The sequence below is a fragment of the Cryobacterium sp. M91 genome (assembly GCF_002929615.1).
Classification (GTDB): Bacteria; Actinomycetota; Actinomycetes; order Actinomycetales; family Microbacteriaceae; genus Cryobacterium; species Cryobacterium levicorallinum.
Genome location: NZ_PJJT01000074.1, coordinates 50783 through 73089 on the forward strand (window position 1 = coordinate 50783; position 22307 = coordinate 73089).

The following is a 22307-nucleotide window of genomic DNA, read 5'->3' on the forward strand; positions in this document are numbered from 1 at the left end:
CCATGTATGAAGGCATCGTTCAAGAGTTGATCGACGAGCTCGGCCAGCTTCCCGGCATCGGACCGAAGTCGGCGCAGCGCATCGCGTTCCACATTCTGCAGACCGAGAAATTCGACGTGACCCGGCTCGCCAACGTGCTGCTCGAGGTGCGCGACAAGGTGCGGTTCTGCGACATTTGCGGCAACGTGTCCGAGCAGCCGACCTGCCTGATCTGCCGCGACCCGCGCCGCAACCCCACCTCGATCTGCGTGGTCGAAGAGGCCAAGGATGTCGTCGCGATCGAACGCACCCGCGAGTTCAAGGGCCTGTACCACGTGCTCGGCGGAGCCATCAGCCCGATCGACGGGGTCGGCCCCGACGACCTGCGTATCCGCCAGCTGATGCAGCGCCTCGCCGACAACACAGTGCAGGAAGTCATTATCGCCACCGACCCGAACCTCGAGGGGGAGGCGACTGCCACCTACCTCTCGCGCCTGTTGACGACGCTCGAGATCAAGGTGACCCGTCTCGCCTCGGGCCTGCCCGTCGGCGGCGACCTCGAATACGCCGACGAGGTCACCCTCGGCCGCGCCTTCGAGGGCCGCCGCGAGGTCACCCACTAGCCACCCGCCGCACCTGCGGCCGCCCCGCGCGGTCTCGTAGTACTTCCCGGGCCCGGGCCCGGGAACCGGGCCCATGCTTGATCATGGGCCCGGTTCCCTATCCTGGGCCCGGCGACCGTATCCGGACCGCGGTTTCCTAACATTGGGCCCGGCGTCCGTATTCGGGCCCGTCGAGTGATTCGGTGCGGTGACTTCCCCGCGCGGTCTCGTCTTACTTCCCGGGCCCGGGCCCGGGAACCGGGCCCATGCTTGATCATGGGCCCGGTTCCCTATCCTGGGCCCGGCGTCCGGATAGCGCCCTCCCACGCCCCCGCCTGCACGCGCACTCCTGAGCGCCCGCCCTGCACGCGTGCCCCTGAATTCGCTGAACGCCGCCGCACAGTGTCACATGGCACCCACCCGTCAGCACCAGCATTTAGGATGGGAACTTGGACGCGGCCCGAACATCGGCCAGCGACACCCCCATCTCAGGAGTCACATGAGCTTGATCGTGCAGAAGTTCGGCGGATCGTCCGTCGCCGATGCCGAAAGTATCAAGAGGGTCGCCAAGCGCATCGTGGACACCCGCAAGGCCGGCAACGAGGTCGTCGTCGCCGTTTCGGCGATGGGAGACAGTACCGACGAGTTGCTCGACCTCGCCCATCAGGTAACGCCGTTGCCCGCCCCGCGCGAGCTCGACATGCTGCTCACCGCGGGCGAACGCATCTCCATGGCGCTGCTCGCGATGGCCATCAAGAGCCTCGGCTACGACGCCCGCTCCTTCACCGGCAGCCAGGCCGGCATGATCACCGACGCGAGCCACGGCTCGGCGCGCATCGTCGACGTCACGCCCGGACGCATCCGCGATGCCCTCGACGAGGGTGCCGTCGCGATCGTCGCCGGCTTCCAGGGCTTCAACCGCGACACCAAAGACATCACCACCCTCGGACGCGGCGGTTCCGACACGACCGCCGTCGCACTGGCCGCCGCCCTCTGCGCCGACATTTGCGAGATTTACACGGATGTCGATGGCGTTTTCACAGCGGATCCGCGCGTCGTTCCCAAAGCTCGAAAACTCGAGCGCGTGACGAGCGAAGAGATGCTCGAACTCGCCGCCGCTGGAGCCAAAGTTTTGTATATTCGCGCTGTGGAATATGCTCGCCGCCATGGGGTCACGCTGCACGTGCGCTCATCCTTCAACAACAACACCGGCACCATCGTCTACAACGCCGCGACCGCGCGAGAAAATGGAGAAATTGTGGAAGAGCCCATCATCGCCGGAATCGCCGCCGACCTGAGCGAAGCGAAGGTCACCGTCGTCGGCGTTCCCGACATTCCCGGCAAGGCCGCCCTGATCTTCAAGATCGTCGCCAAGACCAACGCCAACGTCGACATGATCGTGCAGAACGTGTCGGCCGCGTCGACCGGACTCACCGACATCTCCTTCACTCTGCCCAAGTCGGAGGGCCAGCAGGTGCTCACTGCCCTGACCAACGAGCGCGACCGCATCGGATTCGCTGGCCTGCAGTACGACGACCAGATCGCCAAGCTCGCCCTGGTCGGCGGCGGCATGCGCACCAACACCGGTGTCTCAGCGAAACTGTTCGAGGCACTCTACGAAGCCGGGATCAACATTGAGATGATCTCGACGAGCGAGATCCGCATCTCGGTCGTCACCCGCGCCGACACCATCAACGAAGCCCTCCGCGTGGTACACACCGCGTTCGGGCTCGACGGTGATGCTGAAGCCATCGTGCACGGCGGCTCCGGCCGCTAACAGCCACGCCACGCTGTGAGTTTCGTCCCCGGTTTCGGCCGAAACCGGACACAACTCACACCTCGGCGAGCGGATTCCCCGCCTCACCACCCAGTCCAGCCCCAGCCCGTTCATAACTCCTGCAAATTGTCATCATCGACTTTGACTGCCCTGTAATTGCTCGGGACTGAACCGGCGGGCGACGAAATTGCAGGAGTTATGCGCGAAGTGGGGGGAGAACCTCGCATCAACCACCCGCACCACCTCGTCACCCCACCTTTTGGGAGCTAATTCAGGGAATCGACCCGCAGCATCCGCTCTGGGGAGAAAATATCGGCAGGATCGCCGGTGTTTCCTGAATGAGCCACGGGAGACAGCCCCAACGACGTTAGGAAACACACGTGACCACCTCAGTCAGCACTTCTGGAATCAACATCGGCGTCGTCGGAGCCACCGGACAGGTGGGCGCCGTCGTGCGTCGTCTGCTGGAGGAGCGTGACTTTCCGGTGAAGAGCATCCGCTTCTTCGCGTCGGCACGCTCGGCCGGCACCACCCTCACCTTTCGGGGCGAGTCAATCACGGTCGAAGATGCCTCCGTCGCCGACCCGACCGGGCTCGACGTTGCTATCTTCTCGGCCGGGGCCACGCTCTCCAAGGCGCAGGCTCCCCGCTTCGCCGCGGCCGGCGTCACCGTCGTCGACAACTCGTCGGGCTGGCGGATGGACCCAGACGTTCCCCTCGTCGTCAGCGAGGTCAACCCCGAAGCCATCAAGCTCGCCGTCAAGGGCATCATCGCCAACCCGAACTGCACCACCATGGCCGCCATGCCCGTGCTCAAGGTACTGCACGACGAGGCCGGGCTCAAGCGCCTGATCGTCAGCACCTACCAGGCCGTCTCCGGCAGTGGCTTGGCCGGAGCGTTCGAGCTCGCCAGCCAGGTGCGCGTCGCGGCGCAAGACGAGAACCTGTTCCAGCTCGTGCACGACGGCAGCGCCGTAGCCCTGCCCGAGCCCACCATCTACGCCCGCCCGATCGCGTTCGACGTGATTCCGCTCGCCGGCACCATCGTCGACGACGGTCAGTTCGAGACCGACGAAGAGAAGAAACTGCGGGGCGAGAGCCGTAAGATCCTCGGTTTGCCCCAGCTCCTCGTCTCTGGAACCTGCGTGCGCGTTCCGGTGTTCACCGGTCATTCCCTCTCGATCAACGTCGAGTTCGCGAAGCCGATCAGCGTCGCCCGCGCCGAGGAACTGCTCAAGACCGCGCCCGGCGTCGAACTGACCGACATCCCCACCCCGCTGCAGGCAGCAGGGCAGGATGCCAGCTTCGTCGGCCGAATCCGTCAGGACGAAGGCGTAGCGGATGGCCGTGGCCTGGCCCTCTTCATCAGTAACGACAACCTGCGCAAGGGTGCGGCGCTGAACGCCGTGCAGATCGCCGAGCTCATCGCTGCCGACCTCGTCGTTGTCTAACCGCGCCGACTTCGTCGTCTGCCCCGTTACCTTGTTTGTAACCTCGGATGGTGTGAGTATCTGAGGGAGTTGGCCTGTCGGGTCCGGCATGATTGTTACCCCCAGTCGTTGATGATCCGGGGGGTGTTGTCACCGGACTCGATTGGCGTCGGGTGATCGCTGATAGGGGCTCGACTAGGCGTAAAGCCGAGGTCGTTCGTAACGTGGATGCCGAGACTTGACGCCGTAGACCAGGCCACGAATACAAGTGGATGGGAGCAGTCATGATCGAAAACTATGACAGCGTCGACGTGTTCGTTGGTGTCGACGTTGGCAAAGGCGAGCACCACGCCGTCGCCCTGAACCGGGCCGGCAAGGTCCTCTTCGACAAAGCATTACCGAACGACGAAGGCAAGATGCGGGCGGTGCTGCGGAAGCTGAAACAGTCCGGCACGGTGCTCGTTATCGTGGATCAGCCGGCCACGATCGGCGCCTTGCCGATCGCCGTCGCCCAAGCCGAAGGAGTCCTCGTCGGCTACCTGCCCGGCCTGGCGATGCGGCGCATCGCCGACCTCCACGCGGGTGAGGCGAAGACCGACGCCCGCGACGCAGCGATCATCGCCCAAGCCGCCCGGACGCTGCCGCATGCGTTGCGGTCGATTCAGCTGGCTGATGAGTCAGTCGCGGAGCTGTCGATGCTATGTGGTTTTGACGATGACATCGTGGGTCAGATGACCGCGACCAGCAACCGAATTCGCGGGCTGCTCACCCAGATTCACCCAGCGTTGGAGCGGGTCGTGGGCCCGCACCTGAACCACCCAGCGATGCTAGATCTGCTCCAGCATTACCCGTCACCGGCGGCGATGAAAACAGCCGGCACCACGCGGATGGCCACCCGGCTGCTGAAGCTGGCCCCACGGATGGGCCGCCGCCTGGCAGAAGAAATCACCCAGGCACTGGGCGAACAAACTGTCGTGGTCGTCGGCACCCATGCCGCAGCAACGGTCCTCCCGCGCTTGGCTGAACAGCTCGCCGCCTTGCGCCGGCAGCGGTCCGACATCGCCGTCGAGGTCGAGAAGCTGGTGAACAACCACCCTCTTTCCCCCGTCCTGACGAGCATGCCCGGAGTCGGCGTCAGGACCGCAGCCCGGCTCCTCACCGAGGTCACCGGCAAGCACTTCGAAACCGCCGGCCACCTGGCCTCCTACGCCGGCCTCGCACCCGTGACCCGACGCTCCGGCAGCTCAATCCGCGGCGAACATCCCTCCCGACGAGGAAACAAGATCCTCAAACGCGCCCTGTTCCTATCCGCTTTCGCAGCACTCCGAGACCCCGTCTCACGGACCTACTACGACCGAAAAATCGTCCAAGGCAAACGCCACAACCAAGCCCTCATCGCACTCGCCCGACGCCGCTGCGATGTTCTATTCGCCATGCTGCGCGACGGCACCCTCTACGACACTGAACACCAACTCGCCGCTTGACAAAAACATAGGGGCACCCCCTCATTGCGCACAGCGACTTGCACTAGGGAGCAAATCGCGTAGCATTTGATCGCGTGAGCCGAAGTGTGGTGGGGAGAGTGGTGCAGCGCATTTTCTTCGGCGTGTTCGGGGCAATTGGCCTGGTGCTCATTCCCAGTGCCGTCGTCGTCATTCTGGCGAATCCCGGCGGTCGATTGGTTCCCGCCCTGGCCGGTGTGATCTGCGTGGCGGCACTCGAAATTGCCTTGATTCGGGTCGGAAGCGTCGTCCACCGATCGCCGACCATGAGCGTGCCGGTATTGGCTGTGCCCGCCCTGGCGCCGGTGCTGCCCGCCCACGCCATTATCGGCGTCATCATGCTGGGTGTCTTCGTCGCGCTCATGGCGGAATCTCGCCGCGTCAACGTCTCCGTCTACAGCGCGGGACTGGCGAGTATGGGCTGCACGCTCTTTCTCCTGATCGTGTGGTTGCTGGAGCGGGTCGCCGTGCCGGCGCTGGCTGCGGTGGCGGCGGCATCCGTAGGGTACGTAGTCTTCGTGCTGGCGGTTGAATTGTTACGCACGCGGCTGATCTATGCTCCGTCTGATCGTGGGGGGACGACCCTGATCTCACCACTACGCTTGTGCCTGCTCGTCGTTGGCTTGGCTGGGCTGGCAATGGCCTCGGCACACTGGGCCGTCGTCGGCTTGCCGACCCCTGGCTCGGGGCGCACGCCGCCCGAAACCGCGGTCGGCACACTGCTGGGAAGTTTTGTCGTGGCGCTGGTGGCTATCGTGCTTCGCACGATGGGGGATATGCGGCGACGACTGAATGGTCTGATCGTGGGAAGCAGCCTTCTCAGCGCTAGCCGCGGCGGTGACTCACCGATCGACATCACTGAAGCATTGTGCCAGGCCGCTGCTGGCGCGATCGGAGTGCAGTCCATTGTCGTGCAGTCTGAACCGGCCGAGGTCGGCGCGATCGGCGTCGGGGTTCGCTTCACCGGCGAGCCGCGATTCGTCGTTGCCCGCCGCGACGCCATGGATGGCGCATTCTCCGGAGTCGACCGGCGAGCACTCGAAGCCCTCGCGGCCACGGCCGAACTTGTCATACATGCCCGACAGAATTTGGCCGGTGTCACCGCCCGCGCCAACACCGATTCCCTGACCGGCCTGCCCAATTACGGCGCTTTTCAGGATGCCCTCGACACCATCAACAGCAAACGTGGCGATGACGAGGCCATCGCGGTCTTGTTCGTTGACCTCGACGAATTCAAACGTCTCAATGACACGCATGGACACCAGGCCGGCGACGTGATTCTGCAGGTTGTCGGCCAGCGGATGCGTCAGGCAGCGCGCCCGCACGACATCGTGGCGCGGGTCGGCGGAGACGAATTCGTGATTGTTCTCACCCGATTGTCCACCCTGGCGGAAGCCTCCACTCTCGCAGAAACTATTTTGGCCGCCGCGATCCTGCCGGTGTCCTTCGGTGACCTCACTATCACCCCACGGCTCAGCATCGGGCTCGCCTTTTCAGCCTTGATTGAAACGGATGTCGCGGCGCTGGTTCTCGACGCCGACCAGTCCCTGCTCGCTGTGAAGAAAGCCCGGCGTCGGGGAGGCTCTGACCCGGCCGCCGCCAGCAGCATCCATGTTTCGTCCCATCGTTCGTCGCAATTCACTGTCGCCGTGGCCCGGGCCATCGACAATGATGAGGTCGATGTGGCGTACCAGCCCATCGTCAGCCTGGTTACGGGCAAGATTTGGGCATTTGAGGCTTTGCTTCGGTACGTCGATCCGGAATTTGGTGCGATCTCGCCTCCCCTTCTCGTGCAGAAAGCGAAGAGCATCGCACGATTTGATCAACTCACCCGGCGGGTCGCGGCGAGCGCCATGGTGGCGGCAGCAGAATTTCGCCTGATCGAGCCCGCAATCGTGTGCATGGCCATCAATGTGGACGGCGATCAGATCGCACCGGATCGGTTGGGTGGGTTCTTCGAAGAACTTTTCACAAAGTACCCGGAGATTTCACTCTGCCTTGAATTGAACGAACGGTCTGTCGTGCGCGTGTCGCCGGAACTGCGGGAGCAGGCCAACCGTCTGCGTGATCGCGGCATTCTCATCGCTCTGGACGACTACGGCTCCGAAGACTCGTCGGTGGATTCGCTGGTTCGTGTGCCGATGGACATCCTCAAAATCGACCGCAGCCTCGTTGACGATCTCGCTGACATTCGGCAGCGCGAGGTGCTCGTAGCACTGCAGGATTTTGGGGACAAACTTGAATACTCGATGATCGTCGAGGGGGTTGAGAACGAGCTGATTGCCACCCAACTGGCCCGGCTTGGCATTCGCAGTGCTCAGGGCTTCCACTTCGGTGTGCCGCAAAGTTTCACCGAAACCATTGCACGACTCGAGGAGTTCGGTGCACAGGCCGTGCGCCCAGTGCGTGCGATCGACCCGTTTGAGATAGCTTCAACGAGCCGGGTCGATCATCGATCCGCGCTGACCCTTCCGGAGTAAGCGGCCACCCGGGACTGGACTCTGCGTCATCAGGCCAGGCCAGGCCACGCCAGGGTCGGAGAGCGGTGATGCCCTCCAACCTGTTGATCGTGGCGATGGCGATCAATCCCGCCTAGTGAGTGCACTCTCGTGCAGGTTGGGAATGTCCGCGTCATCTTTGACGATGGCGACGATTCAGCCCTGAGTGTTTTCTGGCACCATGTAGCGGTATTCTCCCGTGCGGGAGAGTCGAATAACCGCGGGCGGGAGTAGCGAAAAACGGCTCGCATCCCGCCGAATTGCGAACCCCTCCCCGCCGTCGGGCAGACGCATCACCGAACTGAAAATAACAGAGAATTGCGACACAATTCCCACTTTGGGGAAAGACCTTTTGGTGTCCGTGGGATTATTATTATCGATAGGTTCGCTGGTCGTGGCGGGCAGGTACCAGGGAGCATCATGGGTGTATCAATTGGTCCCGGCCGATTCGCGCCACACCTTCTGCTCCTGCGAGTGGCGGTGATCCTCACCATCGCACTCGGCGCGAATTACATCATCTGGCGCTGGTATTTCTCCCTCAACTGGGACGCCTGGTGGATCGCCTTGGCCCTCGTTCTGGCCGAGACTTACAGCCTTATTGATGTGGCTCTGTTTGGACTCACGATGTGGCGTGCTCGCGATCGCGAGCTCCCCGCCGGTCCGGCATCCGATCTCACCGTCGATGTCTTCATCACGACCTACAACGAGCCCGTCCCACTGGTGCGACGCACCGCGGCCGCCGCGCGCGACATCCGCTATTCGCACACCACCTTCCTCCTCGATGACGGCAACCGGCCCGAGATGCACCGGATGGCCGACGAGCTCGGCGTCGGGTACATTACCCGCGGGGCCGACTGGCAGGGACGGCCGCTGCACGCCAAGGCCGGCAACCTCAACAACGCGCTCATGTGCACCGAGGGCGAGTTTCTGCTGATTCTCGATGCCGATCAGGTGCCGGTGCCTGAATTTCTCGACCGGACCCTCGGCTACTTTGAGGACCCCAGGGTCGCGCTGGTGCAGACGCCGCAGGTCTTCGAAAACGTCACGGCGGCCGATCCGCTCGGCAGCCAGGCGTCCCTGTTCTACGGTCCGATCCAGCAGGGAAAAGACGGCTGGAATGCCGCGTTCTTCTGCGGATCCAACGCACTCGTACGCCGCGAAGCACTTATGCAGCTCGGCGTCACCCGCTACGTGCTCGAGATGGAGCGCTCCGTCACGCGCGCCCTCACCGGCGCATCACGCGTGCTCGCCCGGGCCGGTCGAGCCAAGGACGCGCAGAACCCGACCGTGCAGACCGCCCTGCACGAGGTCGCTGCGGCGATCAACGACACGCGCGCCGCGCTGGCCGCCGGCGAAACCATCGGGCAGGCAACCTACACGCTGCAACAGCGCATTGCCACGGTCTCGCGCGACCTCGTCGCCGACGACCTGCACCTGCTCGCCCTCGACCTCGCGGCACTGCGCGAGATGCAAGACGAAACGGATGCCGACTACCCGCTTCCCGAGGACCTTGACCGCAGTATCGATCTGCTCGCGTCCCGCGATCTTTCTCCCCTCGGGGCGCTGGAATGCGTGCAGGAGCTGTTGCGTTCGATTGACGTCGACTGCGCCGACCAAGCCCAGCCGCTGATGCCGCTCGCCACGATCAGCGTCACCGAAGACATGGCCACGAGCATGCGACTGCACGGCCTCGGGTTCACCAGCGTCTACCACCACGAGACCCTCGCCGTGGGGCTCGCCCCCGAAGATCTCGGCACCATGATCACCCAACGGTTGCGCTGGGCGCAGGGCACGATGCAGGTGATGCTTCGGGAGAACCCGCTGCTGCAGCGCGGCCTCACCGTGCCGCAGCGGCTGATGTACTTCGCGACCATGTGGAGTTATCTGAGCGGATACGCCGCGCTGGTGTATTTTGCCGCGCCCGTGATCTTTCTCTGCTTCGGCATTCTGCCGGTCAATACGACCGCGCTCGAATTCTTTCTGCATTTTCTGCCGTTCCTGGTCGCCAACCAGGTGCTGTTCATCATCTCCAGCCACGGAATTTCCACCTGGCGGGGCCAGCAATACAGCCTGGCGCTGTTCCCAGTGTGGATCAAGGCCGGGACCACCGCACTGGCGAACGTGGTGCTGCACCGTCCGCTCGACTTCGCAGTCACGCCAAAGGTTCGGCAGGAGAGTGCAGCGCCCTGGCACCTGATCCGCCTGCAGATCGTCGTCGCGGTCGTACTCGTTCTGGCCGCCGTCGTCGGCCTCATCCGGTTGGCTCTCGGCATCGGCGAACCGTTGGGAACCTGGGTCAACGTGGCCTGGGTCATCTTCGATTTGATCATTCTCAGCGTGCTGGTTCCGGCCGTTCGCTATCAGGGGTTCGCCCCGAAACAGCTGGTCGCCACGGACCAGGTCGGGTCGCCGATCGTGTGATGGAATGGTGGGTCCGGCCGCGCAAATCTAACGGACGAAAGCTACAATCTGCGTTTTGAACATTTCCCACAGTGGGTCATGCATAATTAATCTGGGTTCGCTCTGACGGGCCCCGCGTCGGGGTGCACCATGGAATACAAAGTAACCAGTCTCAGTGACGGCGTAGCCGTTGTGCACTTGGCCGGACGGCTCAATATGGTCACCGCGCAGCGCCTGCGAGACGTGGTGGCAGCATCCGTTGCCGAGGGTAGCAATCGCATTGTGGTCGATCTTTCCGAGCTCGTCTTCATCGACTCCTCGGGGCTGGGCGCCCTGATCAGCGGGCTGAAGGCAGCCCGGCAGGTCGGCGGTGATCTGCGCATCGCCGCACCCAACGAACAGGTTCGCCTGGTGCTGAAGCTCACCAATATGGAACGCGTGCTCAGCGTGTATCCCACGGCTGAGCTTGCGTTCATGAGCTGATGTGAGCGTGCACACCCTACATTTGCGCTCGCCGCCAGATAGTGTCGACAGGATCCACACGATGCTTGAGAGCGTCTGGACGAATGCTCCTGAAGTTTCCTCGACCCACCGGTTTTCGTTTGAGACGGCGCTGATCGAGCTCGTCTCCAATGTGTTCCGCCACGGCGATGCCGGATCCGGGGTCACCTGCGTCGTCTGCGTGGAGATCTCCCCGCGGCAGCTCGATGCCACCCTGCGCGATGATGGCATCCCGGTTCCGGTCGGTCTGGTTCCCACCGAACTGACGCCGGTAGACCAGCGGGCACCGATGCCCGACGCTCTCTCGGAATCTGCTCGAGGGTTTCCGCTTATCCGAGCTCTCGTCGACGTTCTGGGCTACAGCCGAGACGGTAACTACAATAAATGGCACATTGTGCGGAGATTGGACTCATGACCGCTCACGACAAGCAACTCACTGCCGCCGTGGTCGCGGCCGCAATTGGCGCAGTACGCGACGTGCTGAACGTCTCCCGTGTGGCCGACCAGGTCGGGGCAGCACGCGAGGGGGTGGGTGATTCCGGCGGCGCCACTCCCGCCCCGGTGCAGGGTTCCCCGGCCGTGGCGCTCGCCGTGACCGCGGTCGTCACCGACGTGTCCGTGGTCGTCGAGGACGCGCTGGAGGTGGCCCGGCAACGTGCGGTCGAGGAGCTTCGTCTGCTTGATACGCCGTACGGGGAACGCTTCGATCGCATTACCCGCCTGGCTAAAGAGCTGTTCAAAGTGGAATTTGCCGGAATCTCCCTGATGGACCACGATCGTCAGTGGTACAAATGGACTTCGGGCGTGGCGATGAGCGAGATGCCGCGGGGCGTTGCGCTGTGTGAACACACGCTCACCGAACCGAGCGCTCTGATCGTGCGGGACGCCACGATCGACCCGCGCTTTCAGGATCACGTACTCGTCGTCGGTCAGTCCCACGTGCGTTTCTATGCCGGGTATCCGCTCGAGGCGCCGGGCGGTGAGCGTCTCGGGGCGATCTGCCTGATCGACTCGCTGCCGCGTTCGTTCAGCCCGGAGGAAGAGGTGCTGCTGCGCGACCTCGCGGTCTGGGTGCAGAACGACCTTTATGCCAACCAGGAACTCGACCGGGCAGCCGAGGTGCAGCGCGGCCTGCTGCCCAAGAAGCTGGTTAGCCTGCCGGGCTTTGAGGTGGCCGGCGGGTGTGCACCGGCGCTGGCCGTCGGCGGCGATTTTTATGACTGGTATCCGGTGGGGGAGGGTGCCGCGTTCACCCTGGCCGACGTCATGGGCAAGGGGATCGGTGCGGCCATTCTCGCCGCGACGGTGCGCGCTATGCTGCGCGCCGGATCCCGCCTCGACGACATACGAGATGTCGTGCAGGCGGCCGCGACGACCCTCGAACCCGACCTGGAGGAGGCGGGCAGCTTCGTCACCCTGTTTCATGCCCGTCTCGACATGGACACCGGAGTCGTGCGTTACATCGACGCCGGGCACGGACTGTCGCTTCTGCTTCGGGCAGACGGCACCAGCGAACGTTTGGCCACCAGTGGACTCCCTCTTGGAGCCGAGGCCGAACAGGAATGGATCGAAGAATCCGTGCAGTTGGGGTACGGCGACGTTCTCGTCTCGGTCAGCGACGGTGTTCTCGACCTGTTCGACGGCACGCTCGGAGCGCTCGACAAAGTGGCAGAGATCGTTCGGGCAGCAGAGAGCGCTCAGGCTGCTATCGACCAAATCATGAGCATGGCCGGCCTGGTCGCCACCGACGACGTCACCGTCATCGTCGTGAGCCGCACGGAGCGGAGGGCGGGTCGGCCGCACCCGCTTGCAGCGATACACTCGAAAGTGTGAATTCTCAGGGAACTGTCGACGTTGTCCTCATTGGTGGCGGCATCATGAGTGCCACCCTCGGAACGCTCCTCAAGGAGCTGCAGCCCAACTGGCGCATCGAGGTGTACGAGCGCCTCGGTGAACTGGCCCAGGAGAGCTCGAACCCGTGGAACAACGCCGGCACCGGGCATGCCGGGCTGTGCGAACTCAACTACATGCCGCAGGCTGCAGACGGTTCGGTCACCGCCGACAAGGCCGTTGTGATCAACGAGCAGTTCCAGATCAGCCGGCAATTGTGGGCGCACCTTGTTTCTATTGGTGCCCTGCCGGAGCCTGAAAAGTTCATCAATTCCACCCCGCACATGACCTTCGTGCACGGCAAAGCCAATGTGGAGTACTTGCGCAAGCGGCACGCCGTACTTGTCACCGAACCGCTGTTTGCCGGCATGGAGTTCAGCGACAACGTCGAAAAGATCGGCACCTGGACTCCGCTGCTCACCCGCAATCGTCCGGCTGGCCAGAAGATCGCCGCCACGCGCATCGCGAGCGGCACCGACGTCGACTTCGGCGCCCTCACCCGGTTCATGTTCGACAACCTCGAGAAGCAGGGGGTCAACATGCACATGAACGAGCAGGTCGTCGGCCTCCAGCACAAAGCGGATGGCTCGTGGAACCTCAAACTGCTGCGTCAGGTCGGGCAGACCCGCAGCACCATCAACGCGCGGTTCGTCTTCGTCGGCGCCGGCGGTGGCGCGCTCGCGCTGCTGCAGCAGAGCGGAATCCCTGAAATTCAGGGGTTCGGAGGCTTTCCGATCAGCGGCCAGTTTCTGCGCACGACCAACCCCAAGCTCGTCGCCCAGCACCAGGCCAAGGTGTACGGCAAGGCGGCGAAGGGTGCCCCGCCCATGTCGGTGCCGCACCTCGACACTCGCGTGGTCGATGGCGAAAAGTCGCTGCTGTTCGGTCCGTACGCCGGATTCAGCCCGAAGTTCCTGAAGACCAGCACCTGGTTCGACCTGCCGTTCTCCATTCGCCCGCACAACCTCGGGCCGATGCTCGCGGTCGCGCGTCACAACTTCGACCTGATGAAATACCTGATCGGCGAGGTGTTCGCCTCGCGCAACGCCAAGCTCAAGGCCCTGCGTGAGTTCATTCCCGCTGCGGTTTCCGGCGACTGGGAACTGATCACGGCCGGCCAACGCGTGCAGGTCATGAAGAAGGATGCCAAGCTCGGCGGAGTGCTGCAGTTCGGCACCGAGGTCATCACCTCGTCCGACGGTTCGATCGCCGGACTGCTCGGTGCCTCGCCGGGAGCCTCGACGGCCGCGCCGATCATGGTGGACCTGCTGGCCCGCTGCTTCCCCGACCGCATTGAGGGCTGGAAGCCGCGCATCCGCCAGATGATTCCGAGCTATGGCACCCGCTTGTCCGACGACCCCGCAGCTGCCGCCGCGTCCCTCGCCGCGACGGCCGAGGTGCTGCACCTTAGTAACTAGGCCTCTCACGCGATAGCGCAAAAAGTGCCCGATTGAACCCTTCAATCGGGCACTTTTTGCGCTCTCGCGGCCTGGCAGTTGGGCGTTTCGTGAGAGTCACGTAGGAGGGTGCCGTCAACCCTTTGAAGGAGTGAGTGGGCCGGGGTCTACTTAATATTCCAAAGCGGCCCGGAGGCGGCAAGTGAACCCGAACAATGGCGTTTCGGATGCGGAGAATCTGCGCGTATCGCAACTCGGCATCCTCCAGCTCTCATCCACCGAATGGCTGGTTCGAGATCCCGCACTACCGGAAGGCGACCCGGCCGCCCTCATGGGAGTCATCGAACAAATCGGGGGAGTTTACGGAGTGACCAAGCTCGGCGTGCTCAACACGCGCTGGTTCTACTCCTCGTTCGACCGCGCCCGAGCCAGCTTTCTGGTGCCGGGTGCGCCCGAGCCTCCCGCCACATTTGGGCCGACCGAGCGTGTGAGCTCACGCGTCACCGACTAGCGCGCCCGGGAAACCACCCGGCCGGACACCCCCACCGGGACTCCAGCCGGGGCGTGGCCGTCGTGACGGATTTATAGGTCGTGGCTGTCGGCATCCGGGGTCGAATTTGCCTTGCGCTCCTCCTTCTTAATGGATGCTTGGGCTTGGTCGAGCAGACCGCTCACCTTGGTCTGGGCCACGGTGGCGGCGTCGCGCGCGATGCCTTCGGCCTGCCAGATGACCTTCTGGGTGCCGGGGTCGCCCCACATTTGGCGGGCCTTCGCGGCGATGCGGTCGTAGGCCTGGCGGCCGGCCTTGGATCCGAGTACGAAGCCGGTCGCGGTGCCGGCGAGAAACAGAAACTTGCCCTTCATGGGGGACTCCTTGGGGTTAGGCGGTTGGTTCGGCGAGGTTGGGGGCTTCTTCATCGATATCGTGGCCGACCAGATTGGGGTTCGACGGGTTGTCGGCGGGGTCGATATCGTCGAGGTTCGGTTCGTTGTCGGCGTTGTCCTGGCCGTCTTCGGTGTCGCTGTCACTGTCAGGATCGGTGTCGCTGTCGGGCTCGACCGGGCTGGCTGTGGCGGCTTCTCCGGCCGTTGAGCCGTCATCGCTCGGTGCGGGGCCGTCGGGACCGGTCTCGGCGCTGGCGACCGGAACGGCCGCTACGGTGCTTACATCAGCCGAGCTGGCCTGTTCCTGGGCCGGGCCGTCGGGTCCGTCAGGTCCAACGAGCTGGTCGGGGTTTGTGAGAGTATTGGGCGGCTCAGGAATGTCCAGGGGCGGTTCTTCAACGGGGTCAGAGTCGTGGGTCACGGGCATACCTTTCTTATAGACAGCAGCCGGATCAGCTGAGCGGCACTCAAGTTATACCGCGAACGTGCGACATTCTTAAGCGTCGTTTCTCAAACATCCTCACCGAGTACGAGCGTGCGCAGTGCCGTCTCGGCCGAGACGCGTCCGGCCGGGTCGATGGTCTCGCCGGCACGGAACAGATCCAGGATGCGCGGGTCGACGTAGCTCGTGCGTGCGATCGCGGGGGTGTTGCCGAGCACCGCGGCCGCCTGCCGCATCGCTTCGGCAATAGCTCGGGTGTCGGCGCGACGGTTGCGCGACGCCGCCCGCGGTTGCCGTGAAGCGGATGCTGCCGGCACGGCCCCAACGCCGGTCGCCGTCGCGGGGATGGAGGTAGTGCCGGGTTTCCTGCCAGCTCCGGCGGTGCCGTCCCTTGCCCCCTTCCCGGCGGTGCTGGCCTTCGCCCTGCTCCCAGTGCTGCCCGATCTTGTCCCCGCATCGCTGCTCGCCTCATCCTCGTGCTTGGTCATGCCAGCCGCCGCCCTCAGATTCTGCGCGAGGCTTTGGGCCAGACTTTGGGCCGCAGCGACCGTGCCCCGCAGGGTGCGAAAATCCTTCGCGCTGAACTCGCCGCCGGTGCGTTCCTTGATGAATTCGTTAATATCGGCGGCCGAGAGAGCAGTCTCCTCCCCGTCGACCACCCAGGACAGTAGCGGTGCAGCCGGGCGCTCGCGCAGGCGGGCGCGCAGATAGGTCGCGAGGTCAGCATCCATTATCACGCCTTGAAATTGTTGGCCACTCTTGGCGGGAAAGTCCAGCCGCACCCAGTCTCCCCGCACCGACACGTGCGAGCAGAGCAGGGTGGAGAGCCCGTGGCTACCGTAGTCGTCGGCATAACGCTCGCTGCCGATGCGCAGGGAGGCGAGGTCGAGCATGCGAAATGCCGCGGCGAGGGCCCGCGCGCGCGGCTCGCTGTCCCCGCGCAAATCCCGGGTCACCTGACCACGCACCCGGGGCAGGGAGGCGGCCAGCTCCAACGCGCGCTCAAACTTGAGGCGGTCCTTCTGTTCGCGCCAGGCCGGATGGTAGATGTACTGGCGGCGCCCGGCCGCATCGATGCCAATGGCCTGGATGTGCCCGTTCGGGTGCCGCGAGATCCACACGTCGGTCCAGGCCGGCGGAATCGCGAGGGCGGCGAACCGCTCGCGCAGCTGCTTCTCGGTGACCTTCTGCCCGGCCGGGTCGCGGTAGCTGAAGCCCGTGCCCGCGCGCCGCCGGGAATACCCCGGCCGGGTCGGGTCGCTGCGACGCAGCCGGGTCACGCGGGTACCGTCGGTGTGCGCATGCCGAAACAGTAGTGCGAATCGCCCTCGTCAGCACGAAAGCGGATGCCGCTGCCCGCCCATCGCCTGCCCGTCGCGCTCTCGCTGGGGCCCGCAGTGCTGGCCGAGCTCGCGGCACTCGCGGCACCCCTGCGTAGGGGGGCCGCGTCTCGAACGAGTGCCGCGACGCGAGCCGCGGCATCCGCTTCAGTGCGGTTTTTTCTGGCATCACTTGCACTTTGCTAGAACTTGTGTTCGACTGTATCCATGCGGTGGAGCGGGCAGGAACTACAGACCGAACAGGTCGGCGCCCTTCCCGGACTCGCCCGCCTGAATAATCTCGTACGCAGCGTGCAGACGCCCGAGTTCGCCGGAATCACGTTCCACGAGATCCTGTGCAAGTCGGCGCTCAATCATGTACCCGGTCAGAGCGCGCTGCCGTACGGCTACACGATCAACCCTTATCGCGGATGCTCCCACGCCTGCACCTACTGCTTCGCCAGGCCGACCCACCAGTACCTCGACCTCGACGCCGGCAAAGACTTCGATAGCGAGATCATCGTCAAGGTCAACGTGGCCGAGGTGCTGCGCAAGGAGCTCGGCAAGCCCACTTGGGGGAGGCATCCGGTGGCGCTCGGCACCAACACCGACCCATATCAGCGCGCCGAGGGACGCTACCGACTCATGCCCGGCATCATCGCGGCCCTTGCTGACAGCAAAACCCCCATCTCCATTCTCACCAAGGGCACACTGCTGCGCCGCGACCTGGACCTGCTCGTCGAGGCGAGTGAGCACGTTCCAGTCGATTTGGCCATGTCGATTGCCATCTATGATGATGGACTGCGCGACGACGACCTGCAGCAGTCGGTCGAGCCGGGAACTCCCACGACGAAGGCGCGCCTCGCCACTGTGACCGCGGTGCGCGAACGGGGACTCGACTGCGGCGTCTTTCTCATGCCCATTTTGCCGTTCCTCACCGACACCCGCGCGCACCTCGATGAGGCGCTGCGGCAGGCCAAGGCGGCCGGAGCCACGAGCGTGCTTTATTCCGGCCTCAACCTCAAGCCCGCCGTCAAGGACTGGTACCTGCGCTGGCTCGACCGCGAGCATCCCGAGCTGGTTGCCCGCTACCTCGAGCTCTACGCCGGCGGCCAATACGCGCCCAAGGAGTACCGCACCTGGCTCGCCGCGCGCATCAAGCCGCTCATTCGCGCGCACGGCCTCGAACGCGGCATCGTCGACCCCGCGACCGGCGGCCTCCGCTCCAGCGCTCTCCCGTCTTCCCCAGAACGGATGCCCGCCGCCCGCCGGACGCCCGCCTTCACCCCCGCCCGTTCACCGGGCCCGGGCCCGGGAACCGGGCCCATGATGGATCATGGGCCCGGTTCCCTAAAGTGGGCCCGGAGCACGGAGGCGCCCCGGTCCCTGATCGCCGCCGAACTCCCGACCGACTTGGCCCCGACCCTGTTCTGACCCCATCACTGCCTTCCCCGCACCCAACCCCCACCCACCCCGATGGCATACTTACCTATTGGGGGAAATATGTCTCTAGGGTTACCCGGCCATCTGGTCCAGCGCACGCTCGCATGCGCCATCGCACGGGGCGCGCACTGGTTCGCGCTGACCTGCTTTAGCGCCGCGATCCTGTCAGTCAGTATCCTCGCCCTCAGAACCCCCGAACTCTGGATCACCATCGTGGTTGTGGCCGTCATGGCAGCCCTGCTCATCCTCTTTACCCGGCATCGGCGCATCCCGCTGGCCGTTGCCTATCTGTTCGTTGGTACCCTCGGCGTTTACGTCTTCACCGCCACCGTGCTCGGCGTACCCGACGTATTCCCCGCGTCGAATATGTTCCTCGTCGCCCTGCCGAAGATGGCCCTCGTCATGGTCGGCGGCGCGGGATCCACGGCCCTCGCCGGCGTGCTCTGGAGCACCGCGGCGTTTCTGCTCGCCGAGGCGGCTGCGTTCCTCGCCATCGTCGGCACGACCGTGCCCTACCGGCCCGACCTGTTCACCCTTTCGACCTACCTCGTACTCGTCGGGGTTATGGTGCTCGCCGGAATCGACCGCCGCGCCAGCAACGCCGCCCAACCCGCCATCCACCGCGCGGTGCAGGACGGCGCCAACCGCCAGCTGCGCGATGCCCTCGATACCCGCGCTATCGCTTTGCTCAACGACACGACCGTCTCCCAGCTCGTCGCGCTCTCCCTGGCCGAACCCGGCGCTCTCTCGCCGGCCCTCAAAGCCAGCCTGAGAGACACCCTCACCACCCTGCACGACACCAACTGGCTCGCCGATATCGACGCCCGCACGACCACCTCACCGCAGCCAACCGTCCACGAGCAAGCGCCAACACCAAGCCCGGCCTGGCGCTCCAGCGCCGTCTACACCGCCGTCGAACGCTGCCGTGATCGCGGGCTGAAAGTCGAGGTCACCGGCGACCGTGACGCCCTCGCTCGCCTCGACGCCGGCAGCGACCGCGACGTCGGCCTCGCCGTGCAGCAATGCCTCGTCAACGTCATCCTCCACGCCGGCATCGACTCCGCCGAACTCTCCATTGAGTCTGACCGCACCACTATTTCACTGCTCATAACGGATGCCGGCCGCGGCTTCACGGAATCGGAATCCGCTTCCGACCGGCTCGGTCTACGGCAGTCCGTGCGGCGACGTATCGAGCAGCTCGGCGGATCCGTGCTGATCTGGAGCCGCCCGGGCGCCGGCGCAAGCGTGCGACTGACCGTGCCGGCCGAAACCCCCAGCATCAAACCGAAGCCAACCCTGCCCACCCACCACACGCCGGTCCGGCCCGGCAGCCTCAATGCCACCCCGGCCAATGCCACCCCCGCCCCCCGGTACCCCCGATGACCCGCGCGACCCCCACGCCGCGCCGGCCGCGCGCACCGGCATCCGCTTCACAGCAGCGTCTCGACCCCATCGGTGGCCTGGCTGCCTGGCCGATCGCCCCGGTCGTCGCCCTGATCGTGGTGACCTACGCGATAGCCGCGACCGTGTCGCGTCCGCACGAAATCCAAATTGAGGAGCTCGCGGTCTCGGCCGTCGTCGCGCTCATTATCGCGGCCGCCGTGCTGGTCTGGTCGGCGCGCCCCGACCTGGCCCCGTTCACCCGCACCCGTGCGATCGTCGTCGTGGCCCTCGGACTGGTCGCCCACGTGCTCGCCGCGGCCAGCGCCTGGCAGTACAACGGCATGATCCAGGACGACTTCGCCCCGATCGGACTCGGCCTGCTGCTGCTCGCCCTCGCTCCGTTCCGGCCGTGGAAAGAAATCCTCGCGCTCGGCGGAATCTCAGCGATCATCGTCGGCGCCACCGCCCTCGTGCAAGCGCCCTTTCTCGGCGTGCGAACCCCGCCCGCCCTGTTCGCGATCATCGCCATGACCCAGGTGCTCGCGCCCAGCCTCGCCGCCGCCGCGTTCTCGCGCCAGGTCGTCAATTCCATTCACCGTTGGCAAACGGATGCCCGCCGCGCGATCCGCGGGCGCACCGAGGAGAATCGCGACCTCCTCGCGCACGAGGTCGTCGACCATCGCGTCAAGAACCTCGGTGCAGATGTGCTGCCGTTCTTGGCCGATGTGCTCGAGCGGGATGCGCTCACCGCCGCCGACGTGAAGCGGGCCCGCTCCCTCGCCTTCCAGGTGCGTCGGGTGCTCGTGGCCGAAGTCGACCACACCTGGCTCGACGACCTGATCGAACGTGAACGCGCCGCACTGACCGAGCGCGGCCTCAACCCGCTCTGCGTCATTGCCGACCCCGAGCGCCGAGCGACCGCCTTCGACTCCGACCAGCGTGCCGCCGCCGGCGCTATCCTCGTGGCGCTCTGCACCCTCAAGGGCTTTGATCCGACCAGCCTCGTCGTGCAAATCGACGGGTCCGGCCCCGCCCCCGCCGACACCGCCCAGGTCACCCAGGCCTTCGGTACCCGCGGAGCCCACCCTACCCCGGCCACCGACACCACGACCATCGCCATCGTGACCGCCGCCCAGGAGCAAGCCGCCGCGCAAGCCCGCACCCAAGCCCAGGCGCAAGCGCAGCTGAAGCCCCGATCGCGCTCGACCGGTGCACGCGCCGTCGACACCATCACCATTCAGGCCGGAATCTCGCTGCCCCCGTACCAGCGCCGCCGGGCCCTGCGCCCGTACCTCAGCGTGCTCCGCGCCGTCTTCTCCCAGGTGCGCGTGACCAGCCGGCATCCGCTTCTCACGCTAGAATTTGACGCTGACCGCAGCGGCTCAAACTCAACCAAAGGCACCTAAATGGCGAAACTGTACTTTCGATACGGCGCCATGAACAGCGGCAAAAGCACCTCTATGCTGCAAGCGGCATACAACTACGAGGAACGCGGCCACCACGTGCTGCTCGCCAAACCGTCGGTCGACACCAAGGGCGACCGCGGAATTCTCTCCCGTCTCGGCGTGATGCGCGCCGTCGATTTTCTGCTCACCCCGCAAACGGATGCCTACGCCCTGTTCCAGCAGCACCGCGCGCAGGTCTTGAAAGAGTCCGGCCGTGACGTGAGCGCCCTGTTGCTCGACGAGGCCCAGTTTCTCACCGAGACCCAGGTTGACGACCTGCTGCGCATCGCCATTCTCGAGAACGTGCCCGTGCTGGCGTACGGAATCCGCACGGACTTTCAAACCGTCGCCTTCCCGGGAAGCCGCCGTCTGCTCGAAGTGGCCCACAGCCTCGAAGAGCTCAAGACCATCTGCCGCTGCGGACGCAAGGCCGTGTTCAACGGCCGCAAGATCGACGGCGTCTATGTGTTCGACGGCGACCAGGTGGCCATCGATGGCGAAGAGGTCACCTACGAATCGCTCTGCGGAAGCTGCTACCTCGAAGAGAGCCACGGCGTGCTCAATAACCGCAGCCGTCCCGACGCGTAACGCCGCGAAACACTACTGTGCCTACCCCCACTTCAGGTGTGATTGCGGCGATTCGGTCGCGATAACCCGTGGTTCAGCCCCGGCCGGGCTATGTAATGCTGCAATCGCGCGCTAGCCTGAAAGCCACCTAGGTATTTCAAGATGATCTGCCGGGACTCGCCGTCTACGGCGTATAAACCATCTAAATACCGGGGGGACCCTCATCATGTTCAAGAAAAGCCTGGCCACGGCGGCACTCGCCGTCATCGCCGTATTCGCCTTCGCGCCGGCCGCCAACGCCGCCGAGTACGTTTCTGACTCGCTCGTCACCGTTGCGGCTGCGCCTGAAGCCGGCGAGTCCACGCCCGTTGCCTTCAACGACGGCGCCTTCGCAAATGGCGAAGACGTTGAGTTCTCGGTTACCGGTTCACACACCGCCGTCCTGTCGGTAGTCAAGACCGCCGTCACGTCGACCCTGACCAAGACGGCCACCGGCGCCGGCGCCGTCACCGTGACCGTGGCGATTCCCGCCGAGGCCACCGGCGACTACACCGTCACCGCGCGCGGCGTCACGTCCGGCATCGTCGGTACCGCGACCCTCGCCGTCGTTGCCGCTGACGCTGGGACCGCCGCTGTCACCACCGACAAGGGCCTCGCCTCCACCGGCTTCAACGCTCCGGTCCTCGTCATCTGGGGCGCCGCTGGCGTTCTCGTTCTCGGCCTCGCACTCGTTCTCGTGCGCGTGTCGGTTCGTCGTCAGCACGCTGCCGCGTAATTCGCTTCTCCGAGTAGCCCCGGGCGACTCACCGAAACGCCTCGACACCATCCGGTGTCGGGGCGTTTCGTC

18 protein-coding genes and 1 pseudogene are annotated in these 22307 nt (G+C 65.0%); 16 read left to right on the forward strand and 3 right to left on the reverse strand.

What is annotated here, in order from left to right; all coding sequences use genetic code 11:
- Window positions 1-2 precede the first annotated feature (2 nt).
- The 11 genes and pseudogenes from recR (at window position 3) to CXY80_RS04510 (ending at window position 14487) form a co-directional block, all read left to right on the forward strand.
- Entirely contained in the window at window positions 3-602 is a 600-nt protein-coding gene (recR, locus tag CXY80_RS04460; RefSeq protein ID WP_092448250.1) for a recombination mediator RecR, read from the forward strand.
- A 478-nt stretch (window positions 603-1080) separates the two neighbouring features.
- On the forward strand, window positions 1081-2358 hold the full coding sequence (locus CXY80_RS04465; RefSeq protein WP_104131746.1) for an aspartate kinase: 1278 nt from the start codon (window positions 1081-1083) through the stop codon (window positions 2356-2358).
- A gap of 380 nt (window positions 2359-2738) precedes the next feature.
- On the forward strand, window positions 2739-3809 hold the full coding sequence (locus CXY80_RS04470) for an aspartate-semialdehyde dehydrogenase (RefSeq protein WP_104131747.1): 1071 nt from the start codon (window positions 2739-2741) through the stop codon (window positions 3807-3809).
- Between the two features lie 207 nt (window positions 3810-4016).
- A pseudogene (locus tag CXY80_RS04475) lies at window positions 4017-5272 on the forward strand (IS110 family transposase).
- A 98-nt stretch (window positions 5273-5370) separates the two neighbouring features.
- Window positions 5371-7770 carry a bifunctional diguanylate cyclase/phosphodiesterase gene (locus tag CXY80_RS04480; RefSeq protein WP_104131749.1) on the forward strand — a complete coding sequence of 800 codons (2400 nt, stop codon included), beginning with the start codon at window positions 5371-5373 and terminating at the stop codon, window positions 7768-7770.
- 438 nt (window positions 7771-8208) lie between these two features.
- Complete coding sequence (locus tag CXY80_RS04485; protein WP_104131750.1) at window positions 8209-10209, forward strand: glycosyltransferase; 2001 nt, start codon at window positions 8209-8211, stop codon at window positions 10207-10209.
- 129 nt (window positions 10210-10338) lie between these two features.
- A complete protein-coding gene (locus CXY80_RS04490) occupies window positions 10339-10671 on the forward strand; it encodes an STAS domain-containing protein (protein WP_104131751.1) in 333 nt (110 codons plus the stop codon).
- 7 nt (window positions 10672-10678) lie between these two features.
- On the forward strand, window positions 10679-11104 hold the full coding sequence (locus CXY80_RS04495; RefSeq protein ID WP_255411832.1) for an ATP-binding protein: 426 nt from the start codon (window positions 10679-10681) through the stop codon (window positions 11102-11104).
- Window positions 11101-12522 carry a PP2C family protein-serine/threonine phosphatase gene (locus tag CXY80_RS04500; RefSeq protein WP_233194974.1) on the forward strand — a complete coding sequence of 474 codons (1422 nt, stop codon included), beginning with the start codon at window positions 11101-11103 and terminating at the stop codon, window positions 12520-12522. Before CXY80_RS04495 ends, CXY80_RS04500 begins: the two co-directional genes overlap by 4 nt.
- Complete coding sequence (locus tag CXY80_RS04505; RefSeq protein WP_104131753.1) at window positions 12519-13997, forward strand: malate:quinone oxidoreductase; 1479 nt, start codon at window positions 12519-12521, stop codon at window positions 13995-13997. Before CXY80_RS04500 ends, CXY80_RS04505 begins: the two co-directional genes overlap by 4 nt.
- Before the next feature lie 181 nt (window positions 13998-14178).
- Window positions 14179-14487, forward strand: a complete 309-nt coding sequence (locus tag CXY80_RS04510) for a hypothetical protein (RefSeq protein WP_104131754.1) — start codon at window positions 14179-14181, stop codon at window positions 14485-14487.
- Between the two features lie 71 nt (window positions 14488-14558).
- On the opposite strand, the gene CXY80_RS04515 is transcribed toward CXY80_RS04510, so the two are convergent.
- The 3 genes from CXY80_RS04515 to CXY80_RS04525 form a co-directional block, all read right to left on the reverse strand.
- Window positions 14559-14840, reverse strand: a complete 282-nt coding sequence (locus CXY80_RS04515; RefSeq protein ID WP_104131755.1) for a hypothetical protein — start codon at window positions 14838-14840, stop codon at window positions 14559-14561.
- 16 nt (window positions 14841-14856) lie between these two features.
- Complete coding sequence (locus CXY80_RS04520; RefSeq protein WP_146070679.1) at window positions 14857-15282, reverse strand: hypothetical protein; 426 nt, start codon at window positions 15280-15282, stop codon at window positions 14857-14859.
- A gap of 89 nt (window positions 15283-15371) precedes the next feature.
- Window positions 15372-16583: a DNA topoisomerase IB gene (locus CXY80_RS04525; protein ID WP_104131757.1), complete on the reverse strand. Its 1212-nt coding sequence runs from the start codon at window positions 16581-16583 to the stop codon at window positions 15372-15374.
- A 267-nt stretch (window positions 16584-16850) separates the two neighbouring features.
- Here CXY80_RS04525 and CXY80_RS04530 point away from each other — a divergent pair, with 267 nt between their 5' ends.
- The 5 genes from CXY80_RS04530 (at window position 16851) to CXY80_RS04550 (ending at window position 22235) form a co-directional block, all read left to right on the forward strand.
- Window positions 16851-18056, forward strand: coding sequence for an Rv2578c family radical SAM protein (locus CXY80_RS04530; RefSeq protein ID WP_233194976.1), 1206 nt, complete (start codon window positions 16851-16853; stop codon window positions 18054-18056).
- 69 nt (window positions 18057-18125) lie between these two features.
- Window positions 18126-19448, forward strand: a complete 1323-nt coding sequence (locus tag CXY80_RS04535; RefSeq protein WP_104131758.1) for an ATP-binding protein — start codon at window positions 18126-18128, stop codon at window positions 19446-19448.
- Complete coding sequence (locus tag CXY80_RS04540) at window positions 19445-20854, forward strand: hypothetical protein (protein ID WP_104131759.1); 1410 nt, start codon at window positions 19445-19447, stop codon at window positions 20852-20854. Before CXY80_RS04535 ends, CXY80_RS04540 begins: the two co-directional genes overlap by 4 nt.
- Window positions 20855-21481, forward strand: coding sequence for a thymidine kinase (locus CXY80_RS04545; protein ID WP_092448232.1), 627 nt, complete (start codon window positions 20855-20857; stop codon window positions 21479-21481). It begins immediately after the preceding gene.
- A gap of 205 nt (window positions 21482-21686) precedes the next feature.
- Window positions 21687-22235, forward strand: a complete 549-nt coding sequence (locus CXY80_RS04550; RefSeq protein WP_104131760.1) for a sortase — start codon at window positions 21687-21689, stop codon at window positions 22233-22235.
- Window positions 22236-22307: the final 72 nt, after the last annotated feature.